The sequence below is a fragment of the Streptomyces sp. NPDC001407 genome (assembly GCF_042895325.1).
In the GTDB taxonomy this organism is placed as follows: Bacteria; Actinomycetota; Actinomycetes; order Streptomycetales; family Streptomycetaceae; genus Streptomyces.
In genome coordinates, this window is sequence record NZ_JBIAWF010000023.1 from 62,093 (window position 1) to 78,426 (window position 16,334).

The window sequence follows — 16,334 nt, forward strand, 5'->3', positions numbered from 1 at the left end:
CGGGCTAAGCCGCCAGCCACTCGTCCACACCGGCCAGCAGCTTCTCCCGGACGTCCTCCGGCGCCCGCGACGCCCGGACCGACTGGCGGGCCAGCTCCGCCAGTTCCGCGTCCGTGAAGCCGTGGTGCTCGCGCGCCACGTCGTACTGCGCGGCCAGCCGCGAGCCGAACAGCAGCGGGTCGTCGGCGCCCAGGGCTATCGGGACGCCCGCCTCGTAGAGCACCCGCAGGGGCACGTCGGACGGCTTCTCGTAGACGCCCAGTGCCACGTTCGACGTCGGGCAGACCTCGCAGGCCACCCCGCGCTCCGCGAGCTTGCGGAGCAGCCGCGGGTCCTCCGCGGCGCGCACACCGTGCCCGACGCGGCCCGCGCGCAGGTCGTCCAGGCAGTCGCGGACGCTGCTGGGGCCCGCGAGCTCGCCGCCGTGCGGCGCGGCGAGCAGGCCGCCTTCCCGGGCGATCTCGAAGGCGCGGTCGAAGTCACGGGCGAGGCCGCGCCGCTCGTCGTTGGAGAGCCCGAAGCCGATGACGCCGCGGTCGGCGTACCGCACCGCGAGCCGGGCCAGCGTGCGGGCGTCCAGCGGGTGCTTCATGCGGTTCGCGGCGACGATGACGCGGATGCCGAGGCCGGTGTCCCGTGACGCGCTGTCGACGGCGTCGAGGATGATCTCCAGCGCCGGGATCAGCCCGCCGAGCCGGGGCGCGTACGAAGTGGGGTCGACCTGGATCTCCAGCCAGCCCGAACCGTCGCGCACGTCCTCCTCGGCGGCCTCGCGCACCAGCCGCTGGATGTCCTCGGGGGAGCGCAGGCAGGACCGGGCGATGTCGTAGAGCCGCTGGAAGCGGAACCAGCCGCGTTCGTCGGTGGCGCGCAGCCGGGGAGGTTCGCCGCCACTGAGCGCCTCGGGCAGGTGCACCCCGTATTTGTCGGCCAGCTCCAGCAGGGTCGACGGGCGCATGGACCCGGTGAAGTGCAGGTGCAGATGGGCCTTCGGCAGCAGCTTGACGTCGCGAACACTCTCCATTGGGAGATCCTGCCGCACGGGCCCCGGAACCGGAAGGGACTTTCCCTGAACGGGAACCGGCCGAAAAGAATTGCGGGCCCCCGGCACCTGGCCGGGGACCCGCGAAAAACAGCCGAAGGCTGCGAAAGGCAGTGAAGGGCAGCGGCCGTCAGGCCTTGGCCTCCGCCAGCAGCTTCTGCATCCGGGAGATGCCCTCGGCCAGGTCCTCGTCGCCCAGGGCGTAGGACAGGCGCAGGTAACCCGGGGTACCGAAGGCCTCGCCCGGCACCACCGCGACCTCGACCTCGTCGAGGATCAGCGCGGCCAGCTCCACCGAGGTGGCGGGCCGCTTGCCGCGGATCTCCTTGCCCAGCAGGCCCTTCACGGACGGGTAGGCGTAGAACGCGCCCTCCGGCTCCGGGCAGACGATGCCGTCGATCTCGTTGAGCATCCGCACGATCGTCCGGCGGCGGCGGTCGAAGGCGACCTTCATCTCCTCGACGGCGTCCAGGTCACCGGAGACCGCGGCCAGGGCGGCGATCTGCGCGACGTTGGAGACGTTGGACGTGGCGTGCGACTGGAGGTTGGTCGCGGCCTTGATCACGTCCTTCGGGCCGACGATCCAGCCCACGCGCCAGCCCGTCATCGCGTACGTCTTGGCGACGCCGTTGACCACGATGCACTTGTCGCGCAGCTCCGGGACGACCACCGGCAGGGAGCAGAACTCCGCGTCGCCGTAGACCAGGTGCTCGTAGATCTCGTCCGTCAGCACCCACAGGCCGTGCTCGGCGGCCCAGCGGCCGATCTCCTCGACCTGCTCGCGGCTGTAGACCGCGCCGGTCGGGTTCGAGGGGGAGACGAAGAGCAGGACCTTGGTCCGCTCGGTGCGGGCCGCCTCCAGCTGCTCGACCGAGACGCGGTAGCCGGTGGTCTCGTCGGCGACGACGTCGACCGGCACACCGCCCGCGAGGCGGATCGACTCCGGGTAGGTGGTCCAGTACGGGGCGGGCACGATGACCTCGTCGCCCGGGTCGAGGATCGCGGCGAAGGCCTCGTAGATGGCCTGCTTGCCGCCGTTGGTGACCAGCACCTGGGAGGCGTCGACCTCATAGCCGGAGTCGCGCAGCGTCTTGGCGGCGATCGCGTTCTTCAGCTCGGGCAGGCCGCCCGCGGGGGTGTAGCGGTGGTACTTCGGAGTGCGGCACGCCTCCACCGCGGCCTCGACGATGTAGCCGGGGGTGGGGAAGTCGGGCTCGCCCGCGCCGAAGCCGATCACGGGGCGCCCGGCGGCCTTGAGGGCCTTGGCCTTGGCGTCCACGGCGAGGGTGGCGGACTCGGAGATCGATCCGATACGGGCCGACACCCGGCGCTCGGTGGGGGACTGTACGGGGGGCTCGGAAGGAGTCGCAGCGCTCATGCAGGCATCGTCGCAGACCGGGCGGGACCGGGGCACACGAGTTGCCCGCACCGCCACCGCCGTGCGTCCGCCGTGCCCCTGCGGCGCCTGGGCCGTGGGCGCCTCGGGTGGCGCTGTTCGACGCGGGCCCCCGGAGCACGTACACTCATCCGTCGTTGGCCCCTCACCGGCACGTCCGCTGCACGCACACCGTGCGTACGCCCGGATGCGGTAGGTTGGGGGAACCACAAAGGGTCGTAGCTCAATTGGTAGAGCACTGGTCTCCAAAACCAGCGGTTGGGGGTTCAAGTCCCTTCGGCCCTGCTACACGCATCGTTTCCAGGGTGCGTGCATGCGTACGTACTGAAATGCACCGCCGTGCGGCTCAACCGGGCGCGGCACGGCTCACGACCCGGATTCAGGTGAGGACGTAGTGACGGAAGCCCTGGGCTCCACCGCGACGCCTGAGAGCGGTCGTCCCGAGGACGAGGTGGCCGCCAAGAAGGGCCGCCGTGGCGGAAAGCGCGGGAAGAAGGGCCCCTTCGGCCGCCTCGCGCTGTTCTACCGCCAGATCGTCGCAGAGCTCCGCAAGGTCGTCTGGCCCACGCGGAACCAGCTTTCGACGTACACCACAGTAGTGATCGTCTTTGTCGTCATCGTCATTGGCCTGGTCACCGTGATTGACTATGGGTTCTCCAACGCCGTCAAGTACGTCTTCGGCTGAGCCCGCGCGTAGGGCGGCTGCTTCTCTGCAGAGCCGCCCCTTCGCACGTTCCACCCCTTGAAGCCAGGAAGAAGCAGCCACGTGTCTGACCCGAACCTGAACGACGCCGTCGACTCCGTCGAGGCGGCAGAGGCCGACGTGGTCGCGGCTGCCTCGGCCGAGGTCGAGGGCGACGACACCGCGCAGGAGATCGTCGAGAACGCCGACGGCATCGACGAGCTCGACGCCGAGGAGACCGCCGCCGGCGAGCCCGCCGAGCAGGCCGCCCTGCACGTCGAGGGCGACGCCGAGTCCGAGGCCGCCGCCGCGGTCGAGGCCGACGAGGTGCCCGCCGAGGAGCAGGCCCCGGTCGACCCCGTCGCCGCGCTCCGCGACGAGCTGCGCGGTCTGCCCGGTGAGTGGTACGTCATCCACACCTACGCGGGTTACGAGAACCGCGTGAAGACCAACCTCGAGCAGCGCGCCGTCTCGCTCAACGTCGAGGACTACATCTTCCAGGCCGAGGTGCCGCAGGAAGAGGTCGTCCAGATCAAGAACGGCGACCGCCGCACCGTCCGCCAGAACAAGCTCCCCGGCTACGTGCTGGTGCGCATGGACCTGACGAACGAGTCCTGGGGCGTCGTGCGCAACACCCCGGGTGTCACCGGCTTCGTGGGCAACGCCTACGACCCGTACCCGCTGACCCTGGACGAGATCGTCAAGATGCTCGCCCCGGAGGCCGAGGAGAAGGCCGCCCGCGAGGCCGCCGAGGCCGAGGGCAAGCCGGCGCCGTCCCGCAAGGTCGAGGTCCAGGTGCTGGACTTCGAGGTGGGCGACTCGGTCACCGTCACGGACGGCCCGTTCGCGACCCTCCAGGCCACGATCAACGAGATCAACGCCGACTCGAAGAAGGTCAAGGGCCTCGTCGAGATCTTCGGCCGCGAGACCCCGGTCGAGCTCAGCTTCGACCAGATCCAGAAGAACTAGTTCCTCCTGGACATACGCCTCCGAACAGGTCAGATCGGCTGCTCGCAGCCTGTCTGACCTGCTCGGTTTTTGGCCGCAGCATGTTACCCGTTATCGTGGTGCGGTATGCCTGCGCGCACTGTGCGCCGGCAAAAAAACTCTCACTAGGACCCGGAGAGAGCAATGCCTCCCAAGAAGAAGAAGATCACGGGGCTTATCAAGCTCCAGATCAGCGCCGGTGCCGCGAACCCGGCCCCGCCGGTCGGCCCCGCGCTGGGTCAGCACGGCGTCAACATCATGGAGTTCTGCAAGGCCTACAACGCCGCGACCGAGTCGCAGCGTGGCATGGTCGTGCCGGTGGAGATCACGGTCTACGAAGACCGTTCCTTCACCTTCGTCACGAAGACTCCGCCGGCCGCGAAGCTGATCCTCAAGGCCGCGGGCGTGGAGAAGGGCTCCGGCGAGCCGCACACCAAGAAGGTCGCGAAGATCACCCGCGACCAGGTGCGTGAGATCGCCACCACCAAGATGCCCGACCTGAACGCCAACGACCTGGACGCCGCCGAGAAGATCATCGCCGGCACCGCCCGTTCCATGGGCGTCACGGTCGAGGGCTGACGAGCGAGTTCGCGCAGTGGCCGGCCGAGCGTAGCGAGGCCGTCCGCGCAGCGAGCGAGTGAGGAAGCCCGAGCGACAAGAGCGCGGGCTGACAGCCACCTCGCAGTAACCGTGGAAGGGCCAGCGCTGGTCCGTACCACGACTCCATAACCACTGAGGAGCAGCAGTGAAGCGCAGCAAGACTCTCCGCGCTGCGGACGCCAAGATCGAGGCGGAGCGCCTTTACGCCCCGCTCGAGGCCGTCCGTCTCGCGAAGGAAACCTCCACCACCAAGTTCGACGCGACCGTCGAGGTTGCCATGCGCCTGGGTGTCGACCCGCGCAAGGCCGACCAGATGGTCCGCGGCACCGTGAACCTCCCGCACGGCACCGGTAAGACCGCCCGGGTCCTGGTCTTCGCGACCGGTGACCGTGCTGCGGCCGCGGAAGCCGCCGGCGCCGACATCGTCGGCTCCGACGAACTGATCGACGAGGTTGCGAAGGGCCGTCTGGACTTCGACGCCGTCGTCGCCACCCCGGACCTCATGGGCAAGGTCGGCCGCCTCGGCCGCGTGCTCGGTCCGCGTGGTCTGATGCCGAACCCGAAGACCGGCACGGTCACCCCGGACGTGGCGAAGGCTGTCACGGACATCAAGGGCGGCAAGATCGAGTTCCGCGTCGACAAGCACTCGAACCTGCACTTCATCATCGGCAAGGTGTCGTTCGACGAGACCAAGCTGGTCGAGAACTACGCCGCCGCGCTCGAGGAGATCACCCGCCTCAAGCCGTCCGCCGCGAAGGGCCGCTACATCAAGAAGGCGTCCATCACGACGACGATGGGCCCCAGCATCGCGCTGGACTCCAACCGCACCCGCAACCTCCTGGTCGAGGACGAGACGGTCTGAATCGACCCCTCGTAGCGAGTGATCGTTGCAAAGAGCCGGGCCCCACACCTCTCCGGAGGCGTGGGGCCCGGCTCTTTTGTTCGGTACTCGTTAATTCGATGGGTTGATGTCAGTGGCGGGGACTACGATCCTGATGATCGCCATGTGATCGCTTTTGGCGGTCGATGTCGTATTTCCAGGATCTTGGGGGGACCATGCGTTCGACCTATCGCAACGCGGCGGGCGCCGTGCTGTCCGCCGCGCTGCTGTGCGGCACCGCGGCCTGTTCGGGCTCGGGGGAGAGCAAGGCGGCACCGGCGGCCGGTGCCTCGGCCGAGGCCGAGGGCAGCGGCGCACAGCGGCAGCCCGCGGACGCCACCACCCTGGCCGCGGTGCGGCGGGCGACCGCCAAGACCGAGAAGATCACCTCGCTCTCGTACAGCGTGACCGGACGGCAGCCCGAGGCCGGCACGATCGACGGCGAGGCGGCCATGGACATGAAGTCCCGGGCCATGCGGATGAAGATGCGGGTCGAGGGCGCCTCGGCCGACGAGTCCGGCGCGGTCGAGTTCCGGATGGTCGGCGGCGCGTTCTACATGAGGGCGTCCGACGAGGCCAAGGGCGACTCGCGCTGGATCAAGTTCGACGTCTCCGGCCTGCAGGGCGCCGGCTCCCGGGCGAAGCTCGGCAGCCAGGCCGACCGCAACCCCGCCGACGACGCCAGCGGCATCGGCAGCGCCAAGGACCTCACCAAGGCGGGCGAGGAGTCCATCGACGGCGTGCGGACCACGCACTACACCGGCACGGTCACCCTCGACCAGATGCGCCAGAGCCTGGCGGGCAAGTCCCCGGAGGTGCGCGAGCGCCGGGAGAAGACCCTGGACGAGTACGCCAAGATGGGCGCCGACAAGCTCCAGATGGACATCTGGGTCGACGGACAGGACCACACCAAGCAGGTCCGCACCCGGGCCGCCACGGCCAAGGGCCCGATGGACCTGACCATGAAGTTCCGCGACGTGAACAAGCCGGTCACCGTGGAGGCGCCGCCCGAGTCCGAGGTCGTGGACCTCGCCGCGGCGGCGAAGGGCGCCAAGGGTGGCCAGGGCGGTCAGGGCGTCTGAGCACGGCCGATTTGCCTCGGGGTGCCCCTTCCCGTACCTTGTTCCAGAAGCCAAAGACCGCTGGTCGTTGCTGTGCCTTCGTAGTGAAGGTGTGGTGGCCGAAGGATCCGCTAGCTGCGGGCGACCTGCGCAGGTGATTTGTGGTTGAACTCCCGTGAGGACCTCTGGTCCGGCCGGTCGAGTGCACGCCCCGAGCGCCTGCGCCGGGGCGTTTCGTTTTGCCCAGGTCCCTTCGCGTAGCGGTCCGAATCACCCGGAAGGAGGCCGAGGCTCATGGCGAGGCCCGATAAGGCTGCCGCGGTTGCCGAGCTGACGGACAAGTTCCGCAGCTCCAACGCCGCTGTGCTGACCGAGTACCGCGGTCTCACCGTGGCGCAGCTCAAGACGCTGCGTCGTTCGCTCGGTGAGAACGCCCAGTACGCCGTGGTGAAGAACACGCTGACCAAGATCGCGGCCAACGAGGCCGGGATCACGCTGGAGGACGAGCTCTTCGCTGGTCCGACGGCTGTTGCCTTCGTCACCGGTGACCCGGTGGAGTCGGCGAAGGGTCTTCGTGACTTCGCCAAGGACAACCCGAACCTGATCATCAAGGGCGGTGTCCTTGACGGCAAGGCGCTGTCCGCCGATGAGATCAAGAAGCTTGCGGACCTCGAGTCCCGCGAGGTTCTGCTCGCCAAGCTGGCGGGCGCCATGAAGGGCAAGCAGTCCCAGGCTGCCGCGCTCTTCCAGGCGCTTCCCTCGAAGTTCGTCCGCACCGCGGAGGCGCTTCGTGCCAAGAAGGCCGAGCAGGGCGGTGCCGGTACGCCGGCTCCCGTCGAGGCCGAGGCTGCCGAGTAGTTGCACCATGCCCCTCCGGGGCATGGCAGGCACACGCCTGAACCACTCGCGTCCGTCACGGTCGCAGCGGGCCCGTAGTACGCCCGCCGAAATGTACATCCGGCACCAGCCGAATTAGTGGAAGGACCGCCATCATGGCGAAGCTCAGCCAGGACGACCTGCTCGCCCAGTTCGACGAGATGACCCTCATCGAGCTCTCCGAGTTCGTTAAGGCCTTCGAGGAGCGCTTCGACGTCACCGCCGCCGCCCCCGTCGCCGTTGCCGCCGCCGGTGGCGCCGCCGCCGGTGCCGCCGAGGCCGTCGAGGAGCAGGACGAGTTCGACGTCATCCTCACCGCCGCCGGTGACAAGAAGATCCAGGTCATCAAGGTCGTGCGCGAGCTGACCTCCCTGGGTCTGAAGGAGGCCAAGGACCTCGTCGACGGCACCCCGAAGCCGGTCCTCGAGAAGGTCGCCAAGGACGCCGCGGAGAAGGCCGCCGAGGCCCTCAAGGGCGCCGGCGCCTCCGTCGAGGTCAAGTGACCCACGGAGTCTCCTGACTCCTTGTTTCACGTCTCAAGGGCGATCACCCATGCGGGTGGTCGCCCTTGGGCGTTCCCGCGACGGCTTGTTGCCCTGGGGCCAGGGGCGAGTATGGTGATCATCGGTGTCTGCCGACCGGCAGGCGCTCGGGCGCCACGGAGGGCACCCGTAGGCCGAGGGGCCTTGACGAACGGCACGCCGCGCGCAATTCTCAGGACGCGTCGCCACATCGATCCGCAGCGCGAGGCATGGATCGGCGGCGAAGAGGGAAGCCTTGCTCCAGGCACTGAGGAACAACAGGATCCCGGAGGGAGAGATTGGTATCGCACCGGTCTCCGGAAATCCGCTCTGGACATCAGTGGGCCAAGTGGCTACACTGACCCTTTGCGCTGCCTGTTAGCTGCTCCCTGCCCGTCACCAGGGGCATGCCCACTGTCGAGCACTGCCGATGGAAACCCGCTGACCTGGGATTTCCTATCCAAATGCACGAAGTGGGGCCGGTACGCGCGTAGTGAGTCCGAGCCCTCGGAAGGACCCCCTCTTGGCCGCCTCGCGCAACGCCTCGACTGCCAATACGAACACCGGCGCCAGCACCGCCCCGCTGCGCATCTCTTTTGCGAAGATCAAGGAGCCCCTCGAGGTTCCGAACCTCCTTGCGCTGCAGACCGAGAGCTTCGACTGGCTGCTCGGCAACGCCGCCTGGAAGGCTCGCGTCGAGGCTGCGCTGGACAGCGGTCAGGACGTCCCCACCAAGTCCGGTCTGGAGGAGATCTTCGAAGAGATCTCCCCGATCGAGGACTTCTCCGGGTCGATGTCGCTGACCTTCCGCGACCACCGCTTCGAGCCGCCGAAGAACTCCATCGACGAGTGCAAGGAGCGCGACTTCACGTACGCGGCCCCGCTCTTCGTCACCGCCGAGTTCACCAACAATGAGACCGGCGAGATCAAGTCCCAGACGGTCTTCATGGGCGACTTCCCGCTCATGACCAACAAGGGCACCTTCTGCATCAACGGCACCGAGCGTGTCGTCGTCTCGCAGCTGGTCCGCTCGCCGGGCGTCTACTTCGACTCCTCCATCGACAAGACGTCCGACAAGGACATCTTCACCGCCAAGATCATCCCGTCCCGGGGTGCCTGGCTGGAGATGGAGGTCGACAAGCGCGACATGGTCGGTGTCCGCATCGACCGCAAGCGCAAGCAGTCCGTGACCGTCCTGCTCAAGGCTCTCGGTTGGACGACCGAGCAGATCCTCGAGGAGTTCGGCGAGTACGAGTCCATGCGCGCCACCCTGGAGAAGGACCACACCCAGGGCCAGGACGACGCGCTGCTCGACATCTACCGCAAGCTGCGTCCGGGCGAGCCGCCGACGCGCGAGGCCGCGCAGACGCTGCTCGAGAACCTCTACTTCAACCCCAAGCGCTACGACCTCGCGAAGGTCGGCCGCTACAAGGTGAACAAGAAGCTCGGCGCGGACGCCCCCCTCGACGCCGGTGTGCTGACCGTCGACGACGTCATCGCGACGATCAAGTACCTGGTCAAGCTGCACGCGGGTGAGCTGGAGACGGTCGGCGAGAACGGCACCTCGATCGTCGTCGAGACCGACGACATCGACCACTTCGGCAACCGTCGCCTGCGCAACGTCGGCGAGCTCATCCAGAACCAGGTCCGCACGGGTCTGGCTCGTATGGAGCGCGTCGTCCGCGAGCGGATGACCACCCAGGACGTCGAGGCGATCACGCCGCAGACCCTGATCAACATCCGGCCGGTCGTCGCCTCCATCAAGGAGTTCTTCGGCACCAGCCAGCTGTCCCAGTTCATGGACCAGACGAACCCGCTGTCGGGCCTGACCCACAAGCGCCGTCTGTCCGCGCTGGGCCCCGGTGGTCTGTCCCGTGAGCGGGCCGGCTTCGAGGTGCGAGACGTGCACCCGTCGCACTACGGCCGCATGTGCCCGATCGAGACGCCCGAAGGCCCGAACATCGGTCTGATCGGCTCGCTCGCCTCGTACGGCCGCGTCAACGCCTTCGGCTTCGTCGAGACCCCGTACCGCAAGGTCGTCGAGGGTGTCGTCACCGATGACGTGGACTACCTGACTGCCGACGAGGAAGACCGCTTCGTCATCGCCCAGGCGAACGCCCCCCTCACCGAGGACATGCGCTTCGCCGAGTCCCGGGTGCTGGTCCGCCGCCGTGGCGGCGAGATCGACTACATCGCCGGCGACGACGTCGACTACATGGACGTCTCCCCGCGCCAGATGGTGTCGGTCGCGACCGCCATGATCCCCTTCCTCGAGCACGACGACGCCAACCGCGCGCTCATGGGATCGAACATGATGCGCCAGGCCGTTCCGCTGATCAAGGCGGAGGCCCCGCTGGTCGGCACCGGCATGGAGTACCGCTGCGCGGTCGACGCCGGTGACGTCATCAAGGCGGAGAAGGACGGTGTGGTCCAGGAGGTCTCCGCGGACTACGTCACCGTCGCCAACGACGATGGCACGTACAACACGTACCGGGTCGCCAAGTTCTCCCGCTCCAACCAGGGCACGTCCTTCAACCAGAAGGTCGTCGTGGACGAGGGCGCCCGCGTGGTGTCCGGCCAGGTGCTCGCCGACGGTCCGTCCACGGACGAGGGCGAGATGGCGCTCGGCAAGAACCTGCTCGTGGCGTTCATGCCGTGGGAGGGTCACAACTACGAGGACGCGATCATCCTGTCGCAGCGCCTCGTGCAGGACGACGTCCTCTCCTCGATCCACATCGAGGAGCACGAGGTCGACGCCCGTGACACCAAGCTCGGCCCGGAGGAGATCACCCGGGACATCCCGAACGTCTCCGAGGAGGTCCTCGCCGACCTCGACGAGCGCGGCATCATCCGTATCGGTGCCGAGGTCGTCGCCGGCGACATCCTCGTCGGCAAGGTCACGCCCAAGGGTGAGACCGAGCTGACCCCGGAGGAGCGCCTGCTCCGCGCGATCTTCGGTGAGAAGGCCCGTGAGGTCCGTGACACCTCGCTGAAGGTGCCGCACGGTGAGATCGGCAAGGTCATCGGCGTCCGCGTCTTCGACCGCGAAGAGGGCGACGAGCTGCCGCCGGGCGTGAACCAGCTGGTCCGCGTCTACGTCGCGCAGAAGCGCAAGATCACCGACGGTGACAAGCTCGCCGGCCGCCACGGCAACAAGGGTGTCATCTCCAAGATCCTTCCGGTCGAGGACATGCCCTTCCTCGAGGACGGCACCCCGGTCGACATCATCCTCAACCCGCTCGGTGTCCCGTCCCGAATGAACCCGGGACAGGTCCTCGAGATCCACCTCGGCTGGCTCGCCAGCCGCGGCTGGAAGGTCGAGGGCGACGAGGACTGGATGAAGCGGCTCCAGGCGATCGGCGCTGACGAGGTCGCCGCCGGCACCAACGTCGCGACCCCGGTCTTCGACGGTGCCCGCGAGGACGAGATCGCCGGTCTCTTCGAGTCCACGATCCCCAACCGCGACGGTGACCGCCTGGTCCTGCCCTCCGGCAAGGCCCGGATGTTCGACGGCCGCTCCGGCGAGCCGTTCCCGGACCCGATCTCGGTCGGGTACATGTACATCCTCAAGCTGCACCACCTGGTCGACGACAAGCTGCACGCCCGCTCGACCGGTCCGTACTCCATGATCACCCAGCAGCCGCTGGGTGGTAAGGCCCAGTTCGGTGGCCAGCGCTTCGGTGAGATGGAGGTGTGGGCGCTGGAGGCATACGGCGCCGCCTACGCCCTCCAGGAGCTGCTGACCATCAAGTCCGACGACGTCACCGGCCGCGTGAAGGTCTACGAGGCCATCGTCAAGGGCGAGAACATCCCCGAGCCCGGCATTCCCGAGTCCTTCAAGGTGCTCATCAAGGAAATGCAGTCGCTGTGCCTCAACGTGGAGGTGCTGTCCTCGGACGGCATGTCCATCGAGATGCGCGACACGGACGAGGACGTCTTCCGCGCGGCGGAAGAGCTCGGTATCGACCTGTCCCGGCGCGAGCCGAGCAGCGTCGAAGAGGTCTGACGGGTCTGGTGGGGGGCTTCTCCGGAAGCCCCCCACCGTCCCCGGACCCCCAGACCATGATGTAGAGCCCACTAACTCGCTGGCGCGAGGGGGCACAAACCCTGAAAGAGGGATTGACGAACAGTGCTCGACGTCAACTTCTTCGACGAGCTGCGGATCGGCCTGGCGACCGCGGACGACATCCGAACCTGGTCCCACGGCGAGGTCAAGAAGCCGGAGACCATCAACTACCGCACCCTGAAGCCCGAGAAGGACGGACTCTTCTGCGAGAAGATCTTCGGTCCGACCCGGGACTGGGAGTGCTACTGCGGCAAGTACAAGCGTGTCCGCTTCAAGGGCATCATCTGTGAGCGCTGTGGCGTCGAGGTCACGCGCGCCAAGGTGCGCCGTGAGCGGATGGGCCACATCGAGCTCGCCGCCCCCGTCACCCACATCTGGTACTTCAAGGGCGTCCCGTCGCGCCTGGGCTACCTGCTCGACCTCGCCCCGAAGGACCTCGAGAAGGTCATCTACTTCGCCGCCTACATGATCACGTGGGTGGACGAGGAGCGCCGCACGCGCGACCTGCCCTCGCTGGAGGCCCACGTCTCCGTCGAGCGCCAGCAGATCGAGCAGCGCCGCGACGCCGACCTGGAGGCCCGCGCCAAGAAGCTCGAGGCCGACCTGGCCGAGCTGGAGGCCGAGGGTGCCAAGGCCGACGTGCGCCGCAAGGTGCGCGAGGGCGCCGAGCGTGAGATGAAGCAGCTGCGCGACCGTGCGCAGCGCGAGATCGACCGCCTCGACGAGGTGTGGAGCCGCTTCAAGAACCTCAAGGTCCAGGACCTCGAGGGCGACGAGCTGCTCTACCGCGAGCTGCGCGACCGCTTCGGCACCTACTTCATGGGTGCGATGGGCGCCGCCGCGCTCCAGAAGCGCCTGGAGTCCTTCGACCTCGACGAGGAGGCCGAGCGCCTCCGCGAGATCATCCGGACCGGCAAGGGCCAGAAGAAGACCCGTGCGCTCAAGCGCCTCAAGGTCGTCTCCGCCTTCCTGCAGACCCGCAACAGCCCCAGCGGCATGGTGCTCGACTGCATCCCCGTGATCCCGCCGGACCTGCGTCCGATGGTGCAGCTGGACGGTGGCCGCTTCGCGACCTCCGACCTGAACGACCTGTACCGCCGTGTGATCAACCGCAACAACCGCCTCAAGCGTCTCCTTGACCTCGGTGCCCCCGAGATCATCGTGAACAACGAGAAGCGGATGCTTCAGGAGGCCGTCGACGCGCTGTTCGACAACGGCCGCCGCGGTCGCCCGGTCACCGGTCCCGGCAACCGCCCGCTGAAGTCCCTCAGCGACATGCTGAAGGGCAAGCAGGGTCGTTTCCGTCAGAACCTGCTCGGTAAGCGTGTGGACTACTCCGCGCGTTCCGTCATCGTCGTCGGTCCGCAGCTGAAGCTGCACCAGTGCGGTCTGCCCAAGGCCATGGCGCTGGAGCTCTTCAAGCCGTTCGTGATGAAGCGCCTGGTCGACCTGAACCACGCGCAGAACATCAAGTCGGCCAAGCGCATGGTCGAGCGCGGCCGCACCGTTGTGTACGACGTCCTCGAAGAGGTCATCGCCGAGCACCCGGTGCTGCTGAACCGTGCGCCCACGCTGCACCGCCTCGGCATCCAGGCCTTCGAGCCGCAGCTGGTCGAGGGCAAGGCCATCCAGATCCACCCGCTCGTCTGCACCGCGTTCAACGCGGACTTCGACGGTGACCAGATGGCCGTCCACCTGCCGCTCTCCGCGGAGGCGCAGGCCGAGGCCCGCATCCTGATGCTGTCCTCGAACAACATCCTCAAGCCGGCCGACGGCCGTCCGGTCACCATGCCGACCCAGGACATGGTGCTGGGCCTGTTCTTCCTCACCACCGACGAGGAGGAGCGCAAGGTCATCGGCGAGGGCCGGTCCTTCGGCTCGGTCGCCGAGGCGATCATGGCGTTCGACGCCCGCGAGCTCTCGCTCCAGGCGAAGGTCGACATCCGCTTCCCGATCGGCACCGTCCCGCCGCGTGGCTGGACCCCGCCGGCGCAGGAGGAGGGCGAGCCGGAGTGGCAGCAGGGGGACAGCTTCCGCCTGCGCACCACGCTGGGCCGCGCGCTCTTCAACGAGCTGCTGCCCGAGGACTACCCGTTCGTCGACTACTCGGTGGGCAAGAAGCAGCTCTCCGAGATCGTCAACGACCTGGCCGAGCGCTACCCCAAGGTCATCGTGGCGGCGACGCTCGACAACCTGAAGGCGGCCGGTTTCCACTGGGCGACCCGTTCCGGTGTCACCGTGGCCATCTCCGACGTCGTCGTTCCCGAGGCGAAGAAGGAGATCGTCAAGGGCTACGAGGCGCAGGACGAGAAGGTCCAGAAGCAGTACGAGCGCGGTCTGATCACCAAGGACGAGCGCACGCAGGAGCTCATCGCGATCTGGACCAAGGCGACCAACGAGGTCGCCGAGGCGATGAACGCGAACTTCCCCAAGACGAACCCCATCTTCATGATGGTTGACTCGGGTGCCCGAGGAAACATGATGCAGATGCGTCAGATCGCCGGTATGCGTGGTCTGGTGTCGAACGCGAAGAACGAGACCATCCCGCGACCCATTAAGGCGTCGTTCCGTGAGGGTCTGTCCGTGCTGGAGTACTTCATCTCCACCCACGGTGCCCGTAAGGGTCTCGCGGACACCGCCCTGCGTACCGCCGACTCGGGTTACCTGACCCGTCGTCTGGTGGACGTCTCGCAGGACGTGATCATCCGCGAGGAGGACTGCGGCACCGAGCGTGGCCTCAAGCTGCAGATCGCGTCCAAGGGTGCCGACGGCGTGCTCCGCAAGGCGGACGACGTCGAGACCAGCGTCTACGCCCGCATGCTCGCCGAGGACGTCGTCGTCGACGGCAAGGTCATCGCGCCTGCCAACGTCGACCTGGGCGATGTGCTCATCGACCAGCTCGTCGCCCACGGCGTCGAGACGGTCAAGACCCGCTCGGTCCTCACCTGTGAGTCCGCGGTCGGCACCTGTGCCTTCTGCTACGGCCGCTCGCTGGCCACCGGCAAGCTGGTCGACATCGGTGAGGCCGTCGGCATCATCGCGGCCCAGTCCATCGGTGAGCCGGGTACCCAGCTGACGATGCGTACCTTCCACACCGGTGGTGTGGCCGGTGACGACATCACCCAGGGTCTGCCCCGTGTCGTCGAGCTCTTCGAGGCCCGTACGCCCAAGGGTGTCGCCCCGATCTCGGAGGCGGCCGGCCGCGTCCGCATCGAGGAGACCGAGAAGACCAAGAAGATCGTCGTCACCCCGGACGACGGCTCCGAGGAGACCGCCTTCGGCATCTCCAAGCGTGCCCGTCTGCTGGTCAGCGAGGGTGAGCACGTCGAGGTGGGCCAGAAGCTCACCGTCGGTGCCACCAACCCGCACGACGTTCTGCGCATCCTGGGTCAGCGCGCCGTCCAGGTCCACCTGGTCGGCGAGGTCCAGAAGGTCTACAACTCGCAGGGTGTGTCGATCCACGACAAGCACATCGAGATCATCATCCGGCAGATGCTGCGCCGCGTGACGATCATCGAGTCCGGCGACGCGGAGCTGCTGCCGGGCGAGCTCGTGGAGCGCTCGCGCTTCGAGGGCGAGAACCGTCGTGTGGTCACCGAGGGCGGTCACCCCGCCTCCGGCCGTCCGCAGCTGATGGGTATCACCAAGGCCTCGCTCGCCACCGAGTCGTGGCTGTCGGCGGCGTCCTTCCAGGAGACGACCCGGGTGCTCACCGACGCGGCGATCAACGCCAAGTCGGACTCCCTGATCGGCCTCAAGGAGAACGTCATCATCGGTAAGCTCATCCCGGCCGGTACGGGCCTGTCCCGCTACCGCAACATCCGGGTGGAGCCCACCGAGGAGGCCAAGGCCGCGATGTACTCGGCCGTCGGCTACGACGACATCGACTACTCGCCCTTCGGCACCGGCTCCGGCCAGGCGGTCCCGCTGGAGGACTACGACTACGGTCCGTACAACCAGTAAGTCGCAAGTCGAACGCACAGGGCGGTCATCCCTTTCGAGGGGTGGCCGCCCTGCGGCGTGTTGTCACTCTCACTCGTTCGGCCGGTAGAGTGATCGTCATCTTCGGCGACGCCCCGGTCGCCCGTGCGGGGCCCGGGGAAACGGGCCCCGGGTCGCGCCGCGCCGCGCGCGCCGGGGTGTCCACCGCGTGTGCATTTGTTTTGACCGCAGCCCATGCGCTAGGTACGCTCTGACCTTGTGCCTGGGGTGTCCCTGGGCTC

General features: G+C 67.8%; 11 protein-coding genes and 1 tRNA gene. 10 read left to right on the forward strand and 2 right to left on the reverse strand.

Annotation, left to right across the window (positions count from 1 at the left end):
* Positions 1-4 precede the first annotated feature (4 nt).
* Positions 5-1,024: an adenosine deaminase gene (locus ACFY1P_RS27140; RefSeq protein WP_361521925.1), complete on the reverse strand. Its 1,020-nt coding sequence runs from the start codon at positions 1,022-1,024 to the stop codon at positions 5-7.
* A gap of 148 nt (positions 1,025-1,172) precedes the next feature.
* Positions 1,173-2,420, reverse strand: coding sequence for a pyridoxal phosphate-dependent aminotransferase (locus tag ACFY1P_RS27145; protein ID WP_390752110.1), 1,248 nt, complete (start codon positions 2,418-2,420; stop codon positions 1,173-1,175).
* Positions 2,421-2,650: 230 nt separating this feature from the next.
* Here ACFY1P_RS27145 and ACFY1P_RS27150 point away from each other — a divergent pair.
* From ACFY1P_RS27150 to ACFY1P_RS27195, 10 genes are all read left to right on the forward strand, one after another.
* Positions 2,651-2,723: transfer RNA gene (locus ACFY1P_RS27150), tRNA-Trp, on the forward strand.
* A 109-nt stretch (positions 2,724-2,832) separates the two neighbouring features.
* On the forward strand, positions 2,833-3,123 hold the full coding sequence (gene secE, locus ACFY1P_RS27155; protein ID WP_361521919.1) for a preprotein translocase subunit SecE: 291 nt from the start codon (positions 2,833-2,835) through the stop codon (positions 3,121-3,123).
* An 81-nt stretch (positions 3,124-3,204) separates the two neighbouring features.
* Positions 3,205-4,089 (forward strand): transcription termination/antitermination protein NusG, encoded by an 885-nt coding sequence (gene nusG / locus ACFY1P_RS27160; protein WP_361521916.1) that lies wholly within the window; start codon positions 3,205-3,207, stop codon positions 4,087-4,089.
* A 162-nt stretch (positions 4,090-4,251) separates the two neighbouring features.
* Entirely contained in the window at positions 4,252-4,686 is a 435-nt protein-coding gene (gene rplK, locus ACFY1P_RS27165) for a 50S ribosomal protein L11 (protein WP_366003524.1), read from the forward strand.
* Positions 4,687-4,852: 166 nt separating this feature from the next.
* Positions 4,853-5,569, forward strand: coding sequence for a 50S ribosomal protein L1 (rplA, locus tag ACFY1P_RS27170; protein WP_361521910.1), 717 nt, complete (start codon positions 4,853-4,855; stop codon positions 5,567-5,569).
* A gap of 194 nt (positions 5,570-5,763) precedes the next feature.
* Positions 5,764-6,669: a DUF1396 domain-containing protein gene (locus ACFY1P_RS27175; protein ID WP_390752111.1), complete on the forward strand. Its 906-nt coding sequence runs from the start codon at positions 5,764-5,766 to the stop codon at positions 6,667-6,669.
* Between the two features lie 273 nt (positions 6,670-6,942).
* Entirely contained in the window at positions 6,943-7,506 is a 564-nt protein-coding gene (gene rplJ, locus ACFY1P_RS27180) for a 50S ribosomal protein L10 (RefSeq protein ID WP_361521904.1), read from the forward strand.
* A 134-nt stretch (positions 7,507-7,640) separates the two neighbouring features.
* Positions 7,641-8,027 carry a 50S ribosomal protein L7/L12 gene (rplL, locus tag ACFY1P_RS27185; protein WP_361521901.1) on the forward strand — a complete coding sequence of 129 codons (387 nt, stop codon included), beginning with the start codon at positions 7,641-7,643 and terminating at the stop codon, positions 8,025-8,027.
* Between the two features lie 541 nt (positions 8,028-8,568).
* Positions 8,569-12,051, forward strand: coding sequence for a DNA-directed RNA polymerase subunit beta (gene rpoB, locus ACFY1P_RS27190; protein WP_361521898.1), 3,483 nt, complete (start codon positions 8,569-8,571; stop codon positions 12,049-12,051).
* Positions 12,052-12,174: 123 nt separating this feature from the next.
* Entirely contained in the window at positions 12,175-16,074 is a 3,900-nt protein-coding gene (locus ACFY1P_RS27195; protein ID WP_361521895.1) for a DNA-directed RNA polymerase subunit beta', read from the forward strand.
* The last annotated feature ends 260 nt before the right edge of the window (positions 16,075-16,334 follow it).

What these genes read in the sequence shown, in the direction of transcription:
- rplK (WP_366003524.1), top strand. Translation starts at nt 4,252, where the DNA reads ATGCCTCCCAAGAAGAAGAAGATCACGGGGCTTATCAAGCTCCAGATC.
- rplJ (WP_361521904.1), top strand. Translation starts at nt 6,943, where the DNA reads ATGGCGAGGCCCGATAAGGCTGCCGCGGTTGCCGAGCTGACGGACAAG.
- rplL (WP_361521901.1), top strand. Translation starts at nt 7,641, where the DNA reads ATGGCGAAGCTCAGCCAGGACGACCTGCTCGCCCAGTTCGACGAGATG.
- ACFY1P_RS27140 (WP_361521925.1), bottom strand. Translation starts at nt 1,024, where the DNA reads ATGGAGAGTGTTCGCGACGTCAAGCTGCTGCCGAAGGCCCATCTGCAC.
- ACFY1P_RS27145 (WP_390752110.1), bottom strand. Translation starts at nt 2,420, where the DNA reads ATGAGCGCTGCGACTCCTTCCGAGCCCCCCGTACAGTCCCCCACCGAG.
- ACFY1P_RS27175 (WP_390752111.1), top strand. Translation starts at nt 5,764, where the DNA reads ATGCGTTCGACCTATCGCAACGCGGCGGGCGCCGTGCTGTCCGCCGCG.